We start from the raw sequence: 14,946 nt of genomic DNA, 5'->3' as shown, positions 1-14,946 counted from the left end.
AACTGGAATCATGTCGCCGTTACTTTCCTCTGAACGCCGCAGCCTGGACGCCTCCATGGAGCGGGCCGGCTTTTATCCCACGCTCCTGGCCGACGTCGTCCACGACGCCCTGGACGGCCGGGAACCGCTGTCCCACCTGATTCACCTGGAGACCCACTTCGAGCGCACCGAGGTGCACCGCCACATCACCGTGCTGGTGCTGACCGAGGACATGCTGGTAATCACCCACGTGGATGACCAGCAGCTGGACGAAGCCGGGGAGCAGATGATGGCCCAGGTTTCCACCGAATCGGTGCCGGTGACGCAAATCCGGTCCGTGGTCCTGGGCTACATGTATGCCCAGCCGCAGGACTACAAGCCCTCCGACCAGGCCCGTGAACTGACCCTGGCCATCGCCTGGTCAGGCGGGCAGCGCCTGGACATGGGCCCCGCAGGCTGCGCGGACCCGCAGTGCGACGCCGACCACGGTTACACCGGCACCATCGCCCAGGAAGACATTGTCCTCCGCGTCAGTGCTGAGGCCGACGGCGCCCAGGCCGTGCAGAACGCCAAGGACTTCGCCCGGGCACTGCGCAAGGTCAACACGGACACGGTCAACGCCCGGGCCATGGAACCCGGGGATGCCCGCCAGCGCGTTGCGGGCATCGGCAGCCGGTTCAACCGCAGCCACCACCAGCGGTAAGGGGTTATGAACTCCTCCTCCGGAACAGGCTCCGAATCCGGCAAAGTCACCCGGGAACCGCTTCCTCCCGCCCCCGGCTACGGGCGCAGCAGCGTTGCCGACGTCCTCACCAGCTCGGCCGCAGTCCTTGGCGTTCCCGGTTTCGAGAACACCCTGAACCTGCCGGCAGCCAAACGCGTCTGCGTGGTCATGGTGGATGGTCTTGGCTGGTCCCTGCTCAAGCAGCGCGGCGGGCACGCGCCGTTCCTGCGCAGTTTTGTACCCTCGGCCCGGGTGCTGACGGCAGCATTTCCCACCACGACGGCGGCATCACTGGCCTCCCTGGGAACCGGACGTCCGCCGGGCGAACACGGCATGGTCGGATACGACGTGCTGGATCCGGACCAGGACAAAGTCGTCAACATGCTCGGCAACTGGGACGCCGGTGTGGACCCCGAGCGCTGGCAGCCCTGCCCCACCGTTCTGGAACAGGCGGCGAAGCACATTCCGGTGGCCTCCGTGAGCCTCCCGCGGTTCGCGGACTCCGCGATGACCCGCGCCGCTTTGCGCGGCGGTGAATTCATCGGCGCGACCGGCGTCCATGCCCGGGTGGCGGCAGCAGCCCAGGCTCTGGCCGCAGCGCCGCGGATGCTGATGTACCTGTACTGGAACGAGCTGGACAAAGCCGGCCACAAGCACGGATCCCAGTCCCAGCAGTGGGGTTTCCAGCTGGAGGAGCTGGACAGCGCGCTGAAACTTCTGGCCTCCCGGCTTCCGGCCGATACGCTGCTGCTGCTCACGGCGGACCACGGCATGGTGGATATCGCTCCGGAACACCGGCACGACTTCTCGGCAGACCCCTCGCTGATTGCCGGTGTGCGGCACACTGCGGGCGAGCCGCGCATGGTGCACCTGTATCTGGAACCCGGGGCAGGCGAGCAGGTTCGGCAGAACCTGATGGACTCCTGGGGCCGCGCCTACGGCAACAAAATCTGGATCGCCACCCGGGAGGAAGCCGTCAACGCCGGGTATTTCGGGCCGGTTGTTTCCCCGTCCGTGCTGCCGCGTATCGGTGACGTCCTGGTGATGGCACGCGAGCCGATCGCGTTGTATGACCTGCGGCGGATGAAATCCGCGTCCCTGGAAGTGGTGGGCCAGCACGGTTCCCTGACCCGCGCGGAGCGGGAAGTTCCGCTGCTGCAGCTTGCTGCACCGGCTACCAAGCGCAATCCCGGGGCACAGTCCGGCGGGAGAAAGAAGTAAACCGTGGCCGAGCTAGTTTTCTTTTCCGGGACCATGGACTGCGGCAAATCGACGCTTGCCCTGCAGATGGACTATAACCACAGTGCCCGCGGCCGCGGCGGAATCCTGTTCAGCCGCAACGACAGGGCGGGGGATTCGATGATCTCTTCCCGGCTGGGATTGCGCACCCCTGCGGTGGAAGTCACGGACACCACGGACTTCTGGAACGAAGTGTCAGGCCGCCGCCGGACCGGTCTGCCGGTGGATTACCTCATTTGCGATGAAGCGCAGTTCTATTCCGCGGACCAGGTGGAGCAGTTGGCGCGCGTGGTGGATGAATTGTGTGTGGATGTTTTTGCCTTCGGCATCACGTCGGATTTCCGGACCCGGCTTTTCCCCGGGTCCCAGCGCCTGATCGAACTGGCTGATCGGATGGAAGTGCTCCAAGTGCGGGCTCTGTGCTGGTGTGGCCGAAGGGCCACCCATAATGCCCGCACCGTGGACGGGGTCATGGTGGTTGAAGGGGACCAGGTTGTGGTGGGCGACGTGGGCAAGCATGCTGCCGCGGCCGGATCGCCGGCGGCAGCTGACACCGTCACAGAGGAACCGCTCTTTGCCGTCGATGCTGTCGAAAGCGTGCCGGTCGTGGGATATGAAACCCTCTGCCGCCGGCACTACATGCGCCGGGTCACTGCCCACCAGGCGGAGTCGATCTCCGCAGCTGATGACTCTCCGGCCGATCTGGACGTCTGCGCGGTTCATCCCCGCATCCCCTAAGGAGCTCGGGTTCCGTCACGGCGGGCGTACCCACCCTCGAAGACGCCGGATACCGGCAGCGGGGAAACCCGGGACTTCCCGACCGTGAAGCATTCGACGCCCCCGATGAGCGTCCGGTGCGCCACGTCTATCTGTGCGTGGCCGGCACGCTGCCCGTTCGCCATCAACTGGCCGTGAGGGACATCCTGAGGATGCATCCGGAGCTGGCCGGAACCCTTGACGAGAGCCGGCGTGTAAAGCACCCTATACATGTAAAGCAGCCTGTACATAGCAAGCGGCTAAACATCGGAAGGGGAGAGCGGGATGGAGACTGGAACGCGCACCAAGTGGGGACAGGCGAGGTTTGGTTCCGGCAGGGTGCCGGCCATGGCAGTCGCTCTGCCCAGCGGGCTGCTCCTTGGAGCAGGCGGAGGATGGCTGGCCGTGAACACCGGCGTCACAGAGGCGAATCCGGTGCTTGGCTTTTGGGTCTTCGCGTTTTGCCTGACGATGCCCGCAACCCTGCTGGTGTACGCGGCAATTGTTGACCGCAACACCATCGAGGGGGCGGTTGAACGGCCGGATGATTCGATCGAGGCTGGCTGGCATGACAAAGCGGCGTCCCGTTCCTTCACCGATCTCATCCTGATACTCGGAGTCGCGGGGACTGTTGTCGCATTCCTGCCGGGAGAGATTACGGTGAACCTGAAGCTTGTGCTGCCGGCCGTGCTGATCCTGTGCGCCGTGCTCTTTGGCGTGCGCTATCTGCTGCAGCGGCGCAAAGGCTGACGTGCGCAATCGAGTTAAGGAATTCCGCGCGAACCGTGAGTGGTCCCAACAGCACCTCGCCGATGAGCTCGGCGTCTCGCGCCAAACCATCATCTCCATTGAACGCGGGCGGTTTGATCCGTCCCTGCCGCTGGCCTTCCGGCTTGCGTCGCTCTTCGGCAGTACCATCGAAGACCTGTTTATCCCCGACGACTACTCCCCAGGTGCACCCGGAACGTCCCAAGCACCGGTTGCGCCCCCGGCGTGAGGGCTAGTCGCCCTTGGTGCCGAAGACGATCTCATCCCAGCTGGGTACCGAGGAACGCTTTGGCTTGATCGGACGGCGGTCTGCGCCGTCCTCGTCCTTGCCGGATTCAGCAGTGCCTGCGTCATCGGTCCGGCTGCTGCCGGAACCCATCCGGTCCCAGGGGAAATCCGTCCGGCCGCCCTTGCGGCCTCCGGTTTTCTTGCCGCGTGCCGCCGGTGCGGTTTTGCTGCTCTCAGCAGCCTCTGCGGCGGTGTCTGTTTCGGTCGAAGCAGCCCGTGCAGCATCGGCGCCGTCAGCGTGGTCCGCCTTGGCGGCGGCTCCCGCGGCGGACCCCTGGAACTTGTCGGAGCCGGTGCCTGTGCGCGCAGAAGCAACGTCCGCAGGCGTGTTGGTGCCGGTATCTTCGGCTGCCTCGCTGCGGCGGCGGAAAGGCCGGGCCAGAATACTAATTTCACGCGTCTCGGAGGAAACACCGTTGGGCAGGCGAACCGAATCGGGGCGGTCCGCTGAATCCATTCCTGCAACATCCGGTGCCAGCGTCAGACGGCCGGTGCGGGGACCGCTGGAGGCGGCGTCCTCCGTTTCGGTGCGGCCCTCCCGGGGATGTGCCGCAGGGATGCTGCCCTTTGCCAGCAGCGCCGCCAGGGCGTCGTCGCCGTCTTCGTCGGCGCCGAGACGCTGCCCGCGGCGGGAACGCAGGACCTCCAGCAGGTTTGCGGTCTCCTCGTCGCCGGCTCCATCGACACCGTCAGCCTCGGGCACCGGGACGGCCTCAAAATCGAAGACGCGGTCCGCGACGGCTGTCAGACGGCGCGACGGTACGGGGGAGTCCAGCGGCTCCAGCTCACTGAGCAGCTGCGCCCAGCGGTTGGCATTGGACACGCTCTTGCGCAGCGGGCTGAAAGTCCAGCGCGCCGGCGGTTCTTCGCCCACGGAAACCCGGGACTTTTCATCGAGATCAAAACGGGCAACGACATCCCACGTGGAATCCGGGCGACGCCAGGCATCCCATTCGACGCTGTCGGGGTCCACACCAAAGGCCTTGAGCCGGTGATTGACCATGTCGCCGAGATTGACCGGACTGTCGCCGAACGTACTGCGGTACCCGTCGTGCGTAGCCGAGAGAGGGGCAGCCACTTCCACGGCCTGTGCCTGGCGGGCAACGTAGTCGCGTTCCGCGCGGACCGGGCCCTCATAGCGGCGGATGTGGGCGAGGTCCAGACCGGAAACCTCAGCGACGTCTTCGGCGCTGGCGCCGGAACGGATTCGTGCCTGAATGTCACGCGGAGTCATGGCTGGGCCTTCAGGCCGCTCGGCGGGAGCTGTGGAGCGGTGCACCGAGCGGGAAACCGCCACCCGCAGCGCTTCATCCATGCGAAGCCGGAATGTTTCCCCACCCTTGCCGCTGAGCAGCAGATGCTCGCCACCCTCATGGACACCCACGAGACGCAGATCCTGCATGAACCAATCCTCCACCCGATAGCAATTCCTTCTGGAAACAATGCCACCCGCAGCGCCGAAAGCCTACTGTTTGCAGGGGCGTGGCGCGGATCGCCGCCTCCTGCTGCCGCTTTTTTTGAACATCCGGAGGCGCCGGGACGGCCCGATGGTGGTTTTTCGCTTTCGACTAGACAAAAATCTCCGGTTTACGGGCACAAAACGCAACCCCGTTGCGTTGATACCTCAGAACCTGCAAGCGGCCGGTTCCGAACCGGCAGGACGGGCTCAACACAATCTTCTCCAACAACTCGACCGGATGGTGAGAGTACATATTATGGCGACAGACTATGATGCGCCGCGCAAGACAGAAGAGGACGTCAGCGAGGAATCAATTGAAGAGCTGAAGACGCGCCGCACTGCGACCACGCAGTCCGCGGTGGTGGATGAAGACGAGGCGGAAGCGGCGGACAGCTTCGAGCTGCCGGGCGCGGACCTCTCCGGGGAAGAGCTCCTGGTGCGTGTACTGCCTCCGCAGGCGGACGAATTCACCTGCGCGTCCTGTTTCCTGGTGCGGCACAGGTCGCAGATAGCCCTGGAAAAGGACGGTTTGGCCTACTGCACGGACTGTGAGGGCTGAGCGGTCTCTGAGCGGTTAGCTGTTTAGTGCGCGGACCAGATCCTCGGGATGGCGGGTGGACGTGAGCCAGTACGGCGTGCGGTCTGCGGGGTCGGTGATCTCGATCTTGACCACCGGCGAAATCCAGCCGCGGATGCACATGTACGAGGTGGCGTTCAGGCCCCGGCCGCGCTGGTACGTGGCATCATCTCCACGGAAGCCCTCCACCGATCCGATATGGACCCGCTCAATTTCCGCCTTGCCTACCTGCAGGGTGTCCGGCGTGACCCGGATGGTCGGGGTGCTGAGAAGCAGCAAAACCGTCAGAATCACGGCGACCACAACGGCGGCAATTATCCCGGTTTCCATGCTGATGGGTACGAACACGAGGATGCTTGAGGCTGACACGCCCAGGACCATCACCCAGATCCAGAATGAGGGAAGAAGCCGCTCCGAGTAGAGAACGGTGCTGGCGGGAGTCTGGGCAGAGGGGGATGACATACCTCCAGCTTGGCATCTTTGTTCCGTCATTTCATCTTGGTGCCCGGCGGGGGGAATTGCCGTTCCGCCACGTTCGGAGAAGCGTCAGGAAAACACGCTAAAGTGAGGTGCGGTATTCCCCGGGGGCCTCCCGGGCAGAACTGTAAGACGCAGCCACGCGGACCTGATCGGGACGCGGGCCACACATCAATGAAGTCGGAGACACACCGGTGCTTGAAGCAGGCCCCACAATGACCGTGCAGCTGAAGATGCTCGACGACGGACTGGAACCGCCGTCGTACGCCCATCCGGGCGACGCAGGCGCGGACCTTCGCACCCGGATCGACTTTGTCCTGGAGCCGGGGGAGCGGAGGCTTGTTCCCACCGGCGTGGCTTTGGCCCTTCCCTTCGGCTATGCAGCGTTCATTCATCCCCGTTCGGGGCTGGCCACCAAACACGGCCTCACCGTTGTGAATGCTCCCGGCACTGTCGACGCCGGCTACCGGGGCGAGATCAGTGTCACGCTCCTCAACACCGACACCACCACCCCAATTACCCTGAAGCGCGGTGACAGGATCGCCCAGATGGTGATTCAGCGGGTGGAGACTGCGTCTTTTGAACTGGTCGATGAACTGTCCGAATCCGTTCGCGGCACCGGCGGATTCGGTTCCACCGGCGGCTTTGCTGCACTGCCTGCCTAGAGCGGCTGTCCCGGGGGCCGGCAGCGTGAGGCCTCCTACAAGAGAGAGGAACCCGGTCATGGCATTTGGGCGACTGAAGAAGAACAAGCAGGATCAAGCCAAGCAGGATCAGGAAGAACAAGGGCAGGACGGCGCCGACGAAGTTGTCGACGCTGCAGCCGGCTCCGAAACGGGCGCGGCCACGGGCCCGTGGGACGTCAGCGACAAGCCGTCCGAGGACGGCTATGTGGATCTGGGTGCGCTGCGCATTGCGGCAGCCCAGGGCCTCCAGCTGCGCCTGGAAGTTGAAGAGAAGACCCAGCGGGTGGTTGCGGTGACCCTCGACCTGAACGGCTCAAGCCTGCAGCTGCAGGCTTTTGCGGCACCCCGCTCAGAGACTCTCTGGGATGACATCCGCGGACAGATCGGCAAATCCGTAGGTTCGCAGGGCGGCACCGTGGATGAGCTCGACGGCGTTTTCGGCACCGAACTCCTGGCGAAGGTTCCGGCCCAGGCCCAGGACGGGTCCAAGGGGTACCGCGTGGCCCGGTTCGTCGGTGTGGATGGCCCGCGCTGGTTCCTGCGCGGCGTCTTCGGCGGCCCTGCCGCTCTTGATCCGCAGGAGGCCGGTCCGCTGGAAGACGTCTTCCGCAACGTCGTCGTGGTCCGCGGTGAACAGCCGCTTCCGCCGCGGGACCTGCTGCAGCTGCGTTTGCCGCGTGATGCTTCGCCCCTGCCCCGGCCTGCCGCGCCGGTCAAACCGGGTCCGCCGGAGCGCGGCCCTGAAATCACGACCATCGGCTGAGCTGATGCCCACCGAGCAATCCGCGCTCCCCGGCAAGCAGGGCCCGGTTCCCGTCAGTTCCCTGCCCGAACGGGGCCGGGTCTACAGCGGCGGGTACGTGGAGTCCATCACCGTGGTTCCGGCGACGGAGCCTCCGCGCTTCACCGCCATGGTGGAGGACCGCGAAGCCGCGTACCGCGATCCGGCGTCCCGCACGCCGCGTGCCCGGGTCCGTCTCATCTGGATTGGACAACGCCGTGTGCCCGGAGTGGAAGCCGGCACCCAGCTGGCGTTTGAGGGCATGGTCAGTACCGTGGGAAGCTATCCCACCATCTACAACCCCCGTTATGAAATCATCGGACGTCCGGAGAACGAAACATGACTGAGCGACCCGGCAGCGACCTGCCCGAATACCGTCGGTCGGCTGAGCCTTCCGGCGGGAACCCTCAGACCGAGGAGCAACAGGCGACACTCGGCGACGTCGCCGGTGCCTACGCGGCCAAGGCGGGAGTGGAACGCGGAGACGACGGGCAGATCGATGTGCTCAAGTCAGTCGGCGGGGTGCGCGGGCTCGCGGAGGCCATTGTTCCCGGCCTGCTCTTTACCTTGCTTTTCACGCTGACGTCGGAGCTGTACTTGTCGCTCGGCGCAGCAGTGGCTTCGGCGGCGGCCTTCTCAGCGGCCAATCTGGTGCAGAAACGTCCCCTGATGCAGTCCCTGACAGGGGTAATCGGCGTCATCATCTGCGCCGTCTTCGCCCTGCGCAGCGGCAGCGGGACAGAGTTCTTCCTGCCGGGCTTTTTCGTCAATGCCGCGTACATCCTGGCGTTTGCCGTTTCGATTGCCGTCCGCTGGCCGGTGGCCGGACTCCTGTTCGGATTCATCCGCGGTGAGAACCTGGAATGGCGGGCAAGCCGGAAGCGGATCCGCGCCTATGCACTGGCCACCTGGATCATCATCGCGGTGTTCGCCCTGCGCCTCGGCGTTCAGCTTCCGCTGTATCTGGCGGACAACGTGGGGGCGCTGGGCACCATGCGCCTGGCCATGGGCGTTCCCCTGTATGCCCTGGGGCTGTGGCTGGCCTGGATGGTGTCCCGGCCGTTGACCCAGCAGGAGTCCGGGAAGCACCCGGGCTAGGACGTTTCAGGCTCGGAACCGGGCCGGGACCGCTCAGGCAGCAGGACGGCCCGCAGCTGGTCTTCGGCTGCGATGGTGCAGATAAAGAACAGTTCGTCGCCGGGCTCAATGACGTCATCCCTGCTGGGGGTGATGGGGGCGTCGTCGCGGAGGATAGCCGTCACAGTGGTGTCCAGGGGCCAGTCAATGGACCCGAGGGTCTTGCCGGTCAACGGCGAATCGGACGGAACCGTGAACTCCACCATCGAGGCCACTCCGGTTTGCAGCGTAAGCAGCCGTACCAGGTCGCCGACCTCCACGGCTTCCTCCACGAGGGCAGTCATCAGGCGCGGTGTATTCACTGCCACGTCGACACCCCAGGAATCATCGAACATCCAGTCGTTCTTGGGATTGTTCACCCGGCCCACGGTGCGTGCCACACCGAACTCGCTCTTGGCCAGCAGTGAGACCACCAAATTGACCTTGTCGTCCCCGGTGGCGGAGACCATAACGTCGGCCTCCTCCAGCCGGGCATCCTTCAGCGTGGTCAGCTCGCACGCGTCGCCAATCAGCCAATGCGCGCCCAACAGTCCGCTGCGTCCCACCACCTCGGGCTTTTCATCAATGAGAAGTACCTCGTGGTGGTGGGAAAGAAGCTCCTTGGCGATGGAGGACCCCACACTCCCGGCGCCTGCAATCACAACTTTCACTGCTTCTCCCTGACCGGCGCAACCGAAAGGATGCGGCTGATTTCGCTGGTGCGCTCCACGTTCATCATGGCGTGCAGGACATCGCCCTGCTGGTAACTGGTGTCCGGGCGGGGGAGTATTCCCTCGCCGAACCGGGTGACGTAGGCGATACGGACCTCGGCTGCCTGTTCAATGCCGCTGAGCGTTGTGCCCAGCCAGCCCTCGTGCAGGGACAGTTCGCCCAGGATCAGCCGGCCGGATGACTCGCGGAAGTCTCCGTTAATGCTCTGCTCCGGCAGGATGCGCCGCAGCACCTGGTCGGCGCTCCAGCGCACTGCCGCGACTGTGGGGATGCCGAGCCGCTGGTAGATTTCCGCGCGTCCGGGGTCGTAGATCCGTGCCACCACATGCGGGACGTGGAACGTCTCGCGCGCCACCCGGGTAGCCAGAATGTTGGAATTGTCACCCGAAGAAACGGCTGCAAAGGCGTAAGCCTCCTCGATTCCGGCCTCTCTGAGGGTCACCCGGTCAAAGCCGACGCCGGTGACTTTCCGGCCCGTGAAGGTGTGCCGCAAACGCCTGAACGCCCGCTCATCCTGGTCAATGACGGCCACGGTATGCCCGGCATTGTCCAGTGTGTGGGCCAGCGACACGCCCACTCGCCCGCATCCCATGATGACGTAATGGGCCACCTGCCACCTCGGTTCCTGATGATCGACTGCGAAAAAACCCAACCGCCAGCATAGACCTGTGAAGGCGGGCGTGCGGTCCGGCCTGCGGGCCCGGCGAATATGCACCGGGGCGCAGGCATGATGTGATGGTCTTTTAGGCTCCATCAGGAAGTATCCGGCACTATGACGACCGACACCACTGCATCCGAGATCGAACTCACTATTGGCGCCCCCGCCCACGGCGGCCACTTTGTGGCACGGCACGAGGGGCGCGTGGTCTTTGTCCGGCATGCCCTGCCCGGCGAGCGGGTCCGCGCCCGCCTGACGGAAGCGGGCGACGGCGCCAAATTCTGGCGTGCGGACGTCGTGGAAGTGCTCGAAAGCGTTCCGGGCCGGGTGGAGCACTTCTGGCCTGAAGCCGATGCGCTGCGCGCTGCTTCCCGCGGGCGGCTGCCCGTGGGAGGTGCCGAGTTTGGGCACATTGAGCTGCCCTTGCAGCGCGAGCTTAAGGCACAGATCTTCGCGGAGCAGCTGAGCCGGCTGGCCAAGGAAGACCGGACGGTGACGGTTGAGCCTGCCGCTGAAGAGCGGGAGGACGGCCTGCACTGGCGGACGCGCGCCAGCTTTTCGGTAGCCCCCGGCGGCCGGCTGGCCATGCACGCGCACCGTTCCGAGGAGCTGATTCCTGTCCAGCGGATGCCGCTGGCCGTGGACGCCGTGAACGATCTGCAGCTGTGGGACGTGGACTTCAGCGGCGTCTCCCGGGTGGAGGTGGCCGTTCCGTCAACCGGCGCACCCCTGGTGCTGCTAATCCCCGCTGCAGGCGCGCACCCCAAGGCACTGGGCCGCATCGCCTCCGCCCTTCCCGAGGGAACCTCCATTGCGTCCTGGGACCCCGAAACCTCAACCCTGAACCGGCTCCGCGGCCGCACCTGGGTGCAGGAGAGCGTGCTGGGGCATGACTACCGGGTGACCGGTGCGGGTTTCTGGCAGATCCACCGCAGCGCGCCCCTGACTCTGGCGCAGGCTGTCCTGGACGGGCTCCAGATCCAGCCGGGTGAGCAGGTTGCCGATCTGTACGCCGGCGCCGGTCTGTTCACGGCCCCGCTGGCCGACGCCGCGGGCGAATCGGGGCGCGTTCTGTCCGTTGAGGGTTCTCCCGCAGCCAGCCGCGACGCCCGCAAGAACCTGTTTGCCTCGCCCCAGGTGGAAATCCTGCAGGGACGCGTGGACAAGTCGCTGGCCGCCTACGAGGGCCGCCTCGACGTCGTGCTCCTGGACCCGCCGCGTGTCGGGGCAGGCAAGGACGTGGTGCGCCGGATTGACGCCGCCGCCCCGCGCACGGTGGGCTACGTTTCCTGTGACCCGGCGTCGTTTGCCCGCGATCTTGGCTACTTCAAGGATTTGGGCTGGCAGCTCGATTCGCTGCGGGTCTTCGACCTCTACCCGCACACCCACCATATGGAGTCCTTTGCAGTCCTGACCCGTCCGTAACCGTTTGTAACGGGGCCTTGACGGTCCGTGTCGCAGGGCGCACGGCTATCCTCCCCGTCACATGGGGGTGTAACGGATAGTATAGGGAGCAGTTGTGCAGATCCGCGCCGTGTTGGGGAGCCTTTGCCTGCTTAGGCGGGCAGAGTTTTCGTTCGGCAGTGGGGCAAAATCCGGCAGGGAAAATAGTCCACCATTTTCCCTGCCTTCCCCTGTGGTTTGCCGGTTAGGGAGTCCTAACTGGCATGCCGCGGACCGCTGGACAAAGATAAAACGGTGGCGAGAGGAGTCCTATTATGACTAATGTGGACAGCTTCGGATCCAAAGGCGTACTAAACGTCGGTGGAAACGAATATGAAATTTTCCGGTTGAATTCCGTCGAAGGTGCAAAGAGCCTTCCGTTCAGCCTCAAGGTCCTGCTGGAAAACCTGCTGCGCACCGAAGATGGTGCCAACATCACCGCAGATCACGTACGTGCACTCGCACAGTGGGATGCAAATGCAGAACCCAGCACTGAAATTCAGTTCACCCCTGCCCGGGTCATCATGCAGGACTTCACCGGCGTCCCCTGCATTGTGGACCTGGCGACCATGCGTGAAGCCGTTGCAGAGCTTGGCGGAGACCCCAAGCGGGTCAACCCGCTGGCGCCGGCCGAAATGGTCATTGACCACTCGGTCCAGATTGACGCCTTCGGCAACTCCGGCGCCCTTGAGCGCAACATGGAAATCGAATACCAGCGCAACGGCGAGCGTTACCAGTTCCTTCGCTGGGGCCAGACTGCCTTCGATGACTTCAAGGTTGTTCCCCCGGGCATGGGCATTGTCCACCAGGTCAACATCGAGTACCTGGCCCGCACCGTCATGACCCGTGAAGTTGACGGCGTCCTGCGTGCCTACCCGGACACCTGCGTCGGCACCGACTCCCACACCACCATGGTCAACGGCCTGGGCGTGCTCGGCTGGGGCGTTGGCGGCATCGAGGCCGAGGCAGCCATGCTCGGCCAGCCCGTCTCCATGCTGATCCCGCGCGTGGTCGGCTTCAAGCTCACCGGTGAAATCCCCGCCGGCGCCACCGCCACCGACGTTGTTCTGACGATCACCGAAATGCTGCGCAAGCACGGTGTTGTCGGCAAGTTCGTAGAGTTCTACGGCGAAGGTGTCGGCGCTGTGCCGCTGGCCAACCGCGCCACCATCGGCAACATGAGCCCGGAATTCGGTTCCACGGCCGCCATGTTCCCGATCGACGACGTAACCCTGGACTACCTGCGCCTCACCGGCCGTTCCGCGGAAAGCGTGGACCTCGTTGAGGCCTACGCCAAGGAGCAGGGCCTGTGGCACGACCCGTCCGTTGAGATCCAGTACTCCGAGTACCTGGAACTGGACCTCTCCACGGTTGTTTCCTCCATCGCCGGACCGAAGCGCCCGCAGGACCGCGTCGAGCTGACCAACGCCAAGGAACAGTTCCGCAAGGACCTGAAGAACTACGTCCACGAGACTGTTGAAGCCGAGAGCGGCACTGTCGACGAGACGCTGGAAGAGACCTTCCCGGCCTCGGACGCGCCGTCGTTCAACGCCAACGCCACTCAGGTGGAAGACCGCGAGCACGACCTGGTGGAGAAGGCTGACGCTCCGGCTGAACGCTCCACCAACTCGGTGCCGGTCACCATGGCAGACGGCCGCAGCTTCGAGCTGGACCACGGCGCCGTGTCGATCGCCTCGATCACCTCCTGCACCAACACGTCCAACCCGTCGGTGATGATGGCAGCAGCAGTGCTGGCCCGCAACGCCGTCGAAAAGGGCCTCACCGCACAGCCGTGGGTCAAGACCTCGATCGCTCCGGGCTCCAAGGTAGTCACCGACTACTACGAGAAGTCCGGCCTGATCCCGTACCTGGAGAAGCTTGGCTTCTTCGTGGTCGGTTACGGTTGCGCCACCTGCATCGGCAACTCCGGTCCGCTGGAAGAAGAAATCTCCACCGCCATCCAGGAAGCCGACCTGGCGGTCACCGCAGTCCTCTCCGGTAACCGCAACTTCGAAGGCCGGATCAACCCGGACGTGAAGATGAACTACCTGGCCTCCCCGCCGCTGGTTGTCGCTTACGCCCTGGCCGGCACCATGGACTTCGACTTCGAAAATGACCCGCTGGGCCAGGACGAAGCCGGCAACGACATTTTCCTGAAGGACATCTGGCCGAACCCGGTCGAGGTCCAGGAAATCATCGACGCCTCCATCAACAAGGAGATGTTCAGCAACAGCTACGACACCATCTTCGAAGGCGACGACCGCTGGAAGTCCCTGCCCACCCCCGAAGGTGCAACCTTCGAGTGGGATACGGAGTCCACGTACGTCCGGAAGCCCCCGTACTTCGAGGGCATGAAGGCCCAGCCGGAGCCCGTCACCGACATCGAGGGCGCCCGCGTCCTGCTGAAGCTTGGCGATTCGGTCACCACCGACCACATCTCCCCGGCCGGTTCCTTCAAGTCCGACACCCCGGCAGGCCGCTACCTGCTGGAGCACGGCGTCGAGCGCAAGGACTTCAACTCCTACGGCTCCCGCCGAGGCAACCACGAGGTGATGATCCGCGGTACGTTCGCGAACATCCGCATCAAGAACCAGCTGCTCGACGGCGTTGAAGGCGGTTTCACCCGCGACTTCAGCCAGGCAGATGCACCGCAGGCAGCCGTCTACGATGCTTCGGTCAACTACCAGGCCGCCGGCATTCCGCTGGTTGTCCTGGCAGGCAAGGAGTACGGTTCCGGTTCCTCGCGTGACTGGGCTGCCAAGGGTACCGCCCTGCTGGGCGTCAAGGCCGTCATCGCCGAGAGCTACGAGCGCATCCACCGCTCCAACCTCATTGGTATGGGTGTCCTTCCGCTGCAGTACCCGGCCGGCGTCAACGCCGAGTCCCTGGGCCTGACCGGAACGGAAACCTTTGCGGTTTCCGGCGTGACCGAACTCAACAACGGCACCACGCCCAAGACCGTTACGGTTACGGCTACGCCGGAGAACGGTGAAGCCATCACCTTCGACGCGGTCCTTCGCATCGATACCCCGGGCGAAGCGGATTACTACCGCAACGGCGGCATCCTGCAGTACGTCCTGCGCCAGATCACCGCTAAGTAGCAAGGCGCCCCTCACCGCAGCTGACGCGGATTTGAGGATTTGGGAGCCCCGCCGGCCGAGTTTTTTGAACTCGGCCGGCGGGGCTCTTTGCCTGTCGTGGAACAGGAGCGGCTCCTTCAAGCGTTAGAGTTAAACGTTGTGACGGTGTGCAGTGCCGTTGCC

The 14,946-nt window shown here is 64.7% G+C and carries 16 protein-coding genes and 1 pseudogene; 13 read left to right on the top strand and 4 right to left on the bottom strand.

The genetic code is table 11. The features are described from left to right. The first annotated feature begins 10 nt into the window (after positions 1-10). The 6 genes and pseudogenes from CXR00_RS11630 to CXR00_RS11605 all read left to right on the top strand — a co-directional run bounded on the left by CXR00_RS11630 (position 11) and on the right by CXR00_RS11605 (position 3,695). Complete coding sequence (locus CXR00_RS11630) at positions 11-682, top strand: DUF5998 family protein (protein ID WP_104054627.1); 672 nt, start codon at positions 11-13, stop codon at positions 680-682. 6 nt (positions 683-688) lie between these two features. Beyond that, on the top strand, positions 689-1,924 hold the full coding sequence (locus CXR00_RS11625; RefSeq protein WP_104054626.1) for an alkaline phosphatase family protein: 1,236 nt from the start codon (positions 689-691) through the stop codon (positions 1,922-1,924). A gap of 3 nt (positions 1,925-1,927) precedes the next feature. Further along, entirely contained in the window at positions 1,928-2,680 is a 753-nt protein-coding gene (locus CXR00_RS11620; protein ID WP_104054625.1) for a thymidine kinase, read from the top strand. Next, positions 2,653-2,877: pseudogene (locus CXR00_RS18570) on the top strand (GrpB family protein); the annotation flags it as partial. The gene CXR00_RS11620 and the pseudogene CXR00_RS18570, both read left to right, overlap by 28 nt. Positions 2,878-2,983: 106 nt before the next feature. Then, positions 2,984-3,448, top strand: a complete 465-nt coding sequence (locus CXR00_RS18565; protein WP_258060397.1) for a hypothetical protein — start codon at positions 2,984-2,986, stop codon at positions 3,446-3,448. A 1-nt stretch (position 3,449) separates the two neighbouring features. Continuing rightward, positions 3,450-3,695 (top strand): helix-turn-helix transcriptional regulator, encoded by a 246-nt coding sequence (locus CXR00_RS11605; RefSeq protein ID WP_104054622.1) that lies wholly within the window; start codon positions 3,450-3,452, stop codon positions 3,693-3,695. A gap of 3 nt (positions 3,696-3,698) precedes the next feature. Here CXR00_RS11605 and sepH read toward each other — a convergent pair whose 3' ends face one another. Further along, the gene (sepH, locus tag CXR00_RS11600; RefSeq protein WP_104054876.1) at positions 3,699-5,156 is read right to left on the bottom strand and encodes a septation protein SepH; all 1,458 of its coding nucleotides are present in this window, start codon (positions 5,154-5,156) and stop codon (positions 3,699-3,701) included. Between the two features lie 313 nt (positions 5,157-5,469). On the opposite strand from sepH, the gene CXR00_RS11595 reads away from it, so the two are divergent. Further along, positions 5,470-5,772, top strand: coding sequence for a DUF4193 domain-containing protein (locus tag CXR00_RS11595; protein ID WP_104054621.1), 303 nt, complete (start codon positions 5,470-5,472; stop codon positions 5,770-5,772). A 15-nt stretch (positions 5,773-5,787) separates the two neighbouring features. Here CXR00_RS11595 and CXR00_RS11590 read toward each other — a convergent pair whose 3' ends face one another. Further along, entirely contained in the window at positions 5,788-6,252 is a 465-nt protein-coding gene (locus CXR00_RS11590; protein ID WP_104054620.1) for a DUF3093 domain-containing protein, read from the bottom strand. A gap of 230 nt (positions 6,253-6,482) precedes the next feature. Here CXR00_RS11590 and dut point away from each other — a divergent pair, with 230 nt between their 5' ends. The 4 genes from dut to CXR00_RS11570 are packed head-to-tail and all read left to right on the top strand — an operon-like array spanning position 6,483 to position 8,832. Then, positions 6,483-6,932 (top strand): dUTP diphosphatase, encoded by a 450-nt coding sequence (dut, locus tag CXR00_RS11585; protein ID WP_104054619.1) that lies wholly within the window; start codon positions 6,483-6,485, stop codon positions 6,930-6,932. A gap of 58 nt (positions 6,933-6,990) precedes the next feature. Next, positions 6,991-7,716 (top strand): DUF3710 domain-containing protein, encoded by a 726-nt coding sequence (locus CXR00_RS11580; protein ID WP_104054618.1) that lies wholly within the window; start codon positions 6,991-6,993, stop codon positions 7,714-7,716. Positions 7,717-7,720: 4 nt separating this feature from the next. Next, a complete protein-coding gene (locus CXR00_RS11575) occupies positions 7,721-8,077 on the top strand; it encodes a hypothetical protein (RefSeq protein WP_104054617.1) in 357 nt (118 codons plus the stop codon). Continuing rightward, complete coding sequence (locus tag CXR00_RS11570) at positions 8,074-8,832, top strand: DUF3159 domain-containing protein (RefSeq protein ID WP_104054616.1); 759 nt, start codon at positions 8,074-8,076, stop codon at positions 8,830-8,832. Before CXR00_RS11575 ends, CXR00_RS11570 begins: the two co-directional genes overlap by 4 nt. On the opposite strand, the gene CXR00_RS11565 is transcribed toward CXR00_RS11570, so the two are convergent. After that, a complete protein-coding gene (locus tag CXR00_RS11565; RefSeq protein WP_104054615.1) occupies positions 8,829-9,521 on the bottom strand; it encodes a TrkA family potassium uptake protein in 693 nt (230 codons plus the stop codon). The two genes, CXR00_RS11570 and CXR00_RS11565, sit on opposite strands and share 4 nt — an antisense overlap. Beyond that, a complete protein-coding gene (locus CXR00_RS11560) occupies positions 9,518-10,192 on the bottom strand; it encodes a TrkA family potassium uptake protein (protein WP_104054614.1) in 675 nt (224 codons plus the stop codon). Before CXR00_RS11560 ends, CXR00_RS11565 begins: the two co-directional genes overlap by 4 nt. Positions 10,193-10,354: 162 nt before the next feature. On the opposite strand from CXR00_RS11560, the gene CXR00_RS11555 reads away from it, so the two are divergent. Together CXR00_RS11555 and CXR00_RS11550 are read left to right on the top strand one after the other, a co-directional pair. Next, complete coding sequence (locus tag CXR00_RS11555; protein WP_104054613.1) at positions 10,355-11,665, top strand: class I SAM-dependent RNA methyltransferase; 1,311 nt, start codon at positions 10,355-10,357, stop codon at positions 11,663-11,665. Positions 11,666-11,958: 293 nt separating this feature from the next. Further along, positions 11,959-14,784, top strand: a complete 2,826-nt coding sequence (locus CXR00_RS11550) for an aconitate hydratase (RefSeq protein ID WP_104054612.1) — start codon at positions 11,959-11,961, stop codon at positions 14,782-14,784. Positions 14,785-14,946: the final 162 nt, after the last annotated feature.

Source organism: Arthrobacter sp. 9E16 (assembly GCF_002929435.1).
Lineage (GTDB): Bacteria > Actinomycetota > Actinomycetes > Actinomycetales > Micrococcaceae > Arthrobacter_B > Arthrobacter_B sunyaminii.
The sequence above is the reverse complement of the archived record's forward strand: the minus strand, read 5'-3'. Positions and strand labels throughout refer to the sequence as shown.

Bases quoted from the DNA above. Each gene is read 5' to 3' on its own strand.
- CXR00_RS11630 (WP_104054627.1), top strand. From the start codon at position 11: ATGTCGCCGTTACTTTCCTCTGAACGCCGCAGCCTGGACGCCTCCATG.
- CXR00_RS11625 (WP_104054626.1), top strand. From the start codon at position 689: ATGAACTCCTCCTCCGGAACAGGCTCCGAATCCGGCAAAGTCACCCGG.
- CXR00_RS18565 (WP_258060397.1), top strand. From the start codon at position 2,984: ATGGAGACTGGAACGCGCACCAAGTGGGGACAGGCGAGGTTTGGTTCC.
- sepH (WP_104054876.1), bottom strand. From the start codon at position 5,156: ATGCAGGATCTGCGTCTCGTGGGTGTCCATGAGGGTGGCGAGCATCTG.
- CXR00_RS11595 (WP_104054621.1), top strand. From the start codon at position 5,470: ATGGCGACAGACTATGATGCGCCGCGCAAGACAGAAGAGGACGTCAGC.
- CXR00_RS11590 (WP_104054620.1), bottom strand. From the start codon at position 6,252: ATGTCATCCCCCTCTGCCCAGACTCCCGCCAGCACCGTTCTCTACTCG.
- dut (WP_104054619.1), top strand. From the start codon at position 6,483: ATGACCGTGCAGCTGAAGATGCTCGACGACGGACTGGAACCGCCGTCG.
- CXR00_RS11580 (WP_104054618.1), top strand. From the start codon at position 6,991: ATGGCATTTGGGCGACTGAAGAAGAACAAGCAGGATCAAGCCAAGCAG.
- CXR00_RS11575 (WP_104054617.1), top strand. From the start codon at position 7,721: ATGCCCACCGAGCAATCCGCGCTCCCCGGCAAGCAGGGCCCGGTTCCC.
- CXR00_RS11570 (WP_104054616.1), top strand. From the start codon at position 8,074: ATGACTGAGCGACCCGGCAGCGACCTGCCCGAATACCGTCGGTCGGCT.
- CXR00_RS11555 (WP_104054613.1), top strand. From the start codon at position 10,355: ATGACGACCGACACCACTGCATCCGAGATCGAACTCACTATTGGCGCC.
- CXR00_RS11550 (WP_104054612.1), top strand. From the start codon at position 11,959: ATGACTAATGTGGACAGCTTCGGATCCAAAGGCGTACTAAACGTCGGT.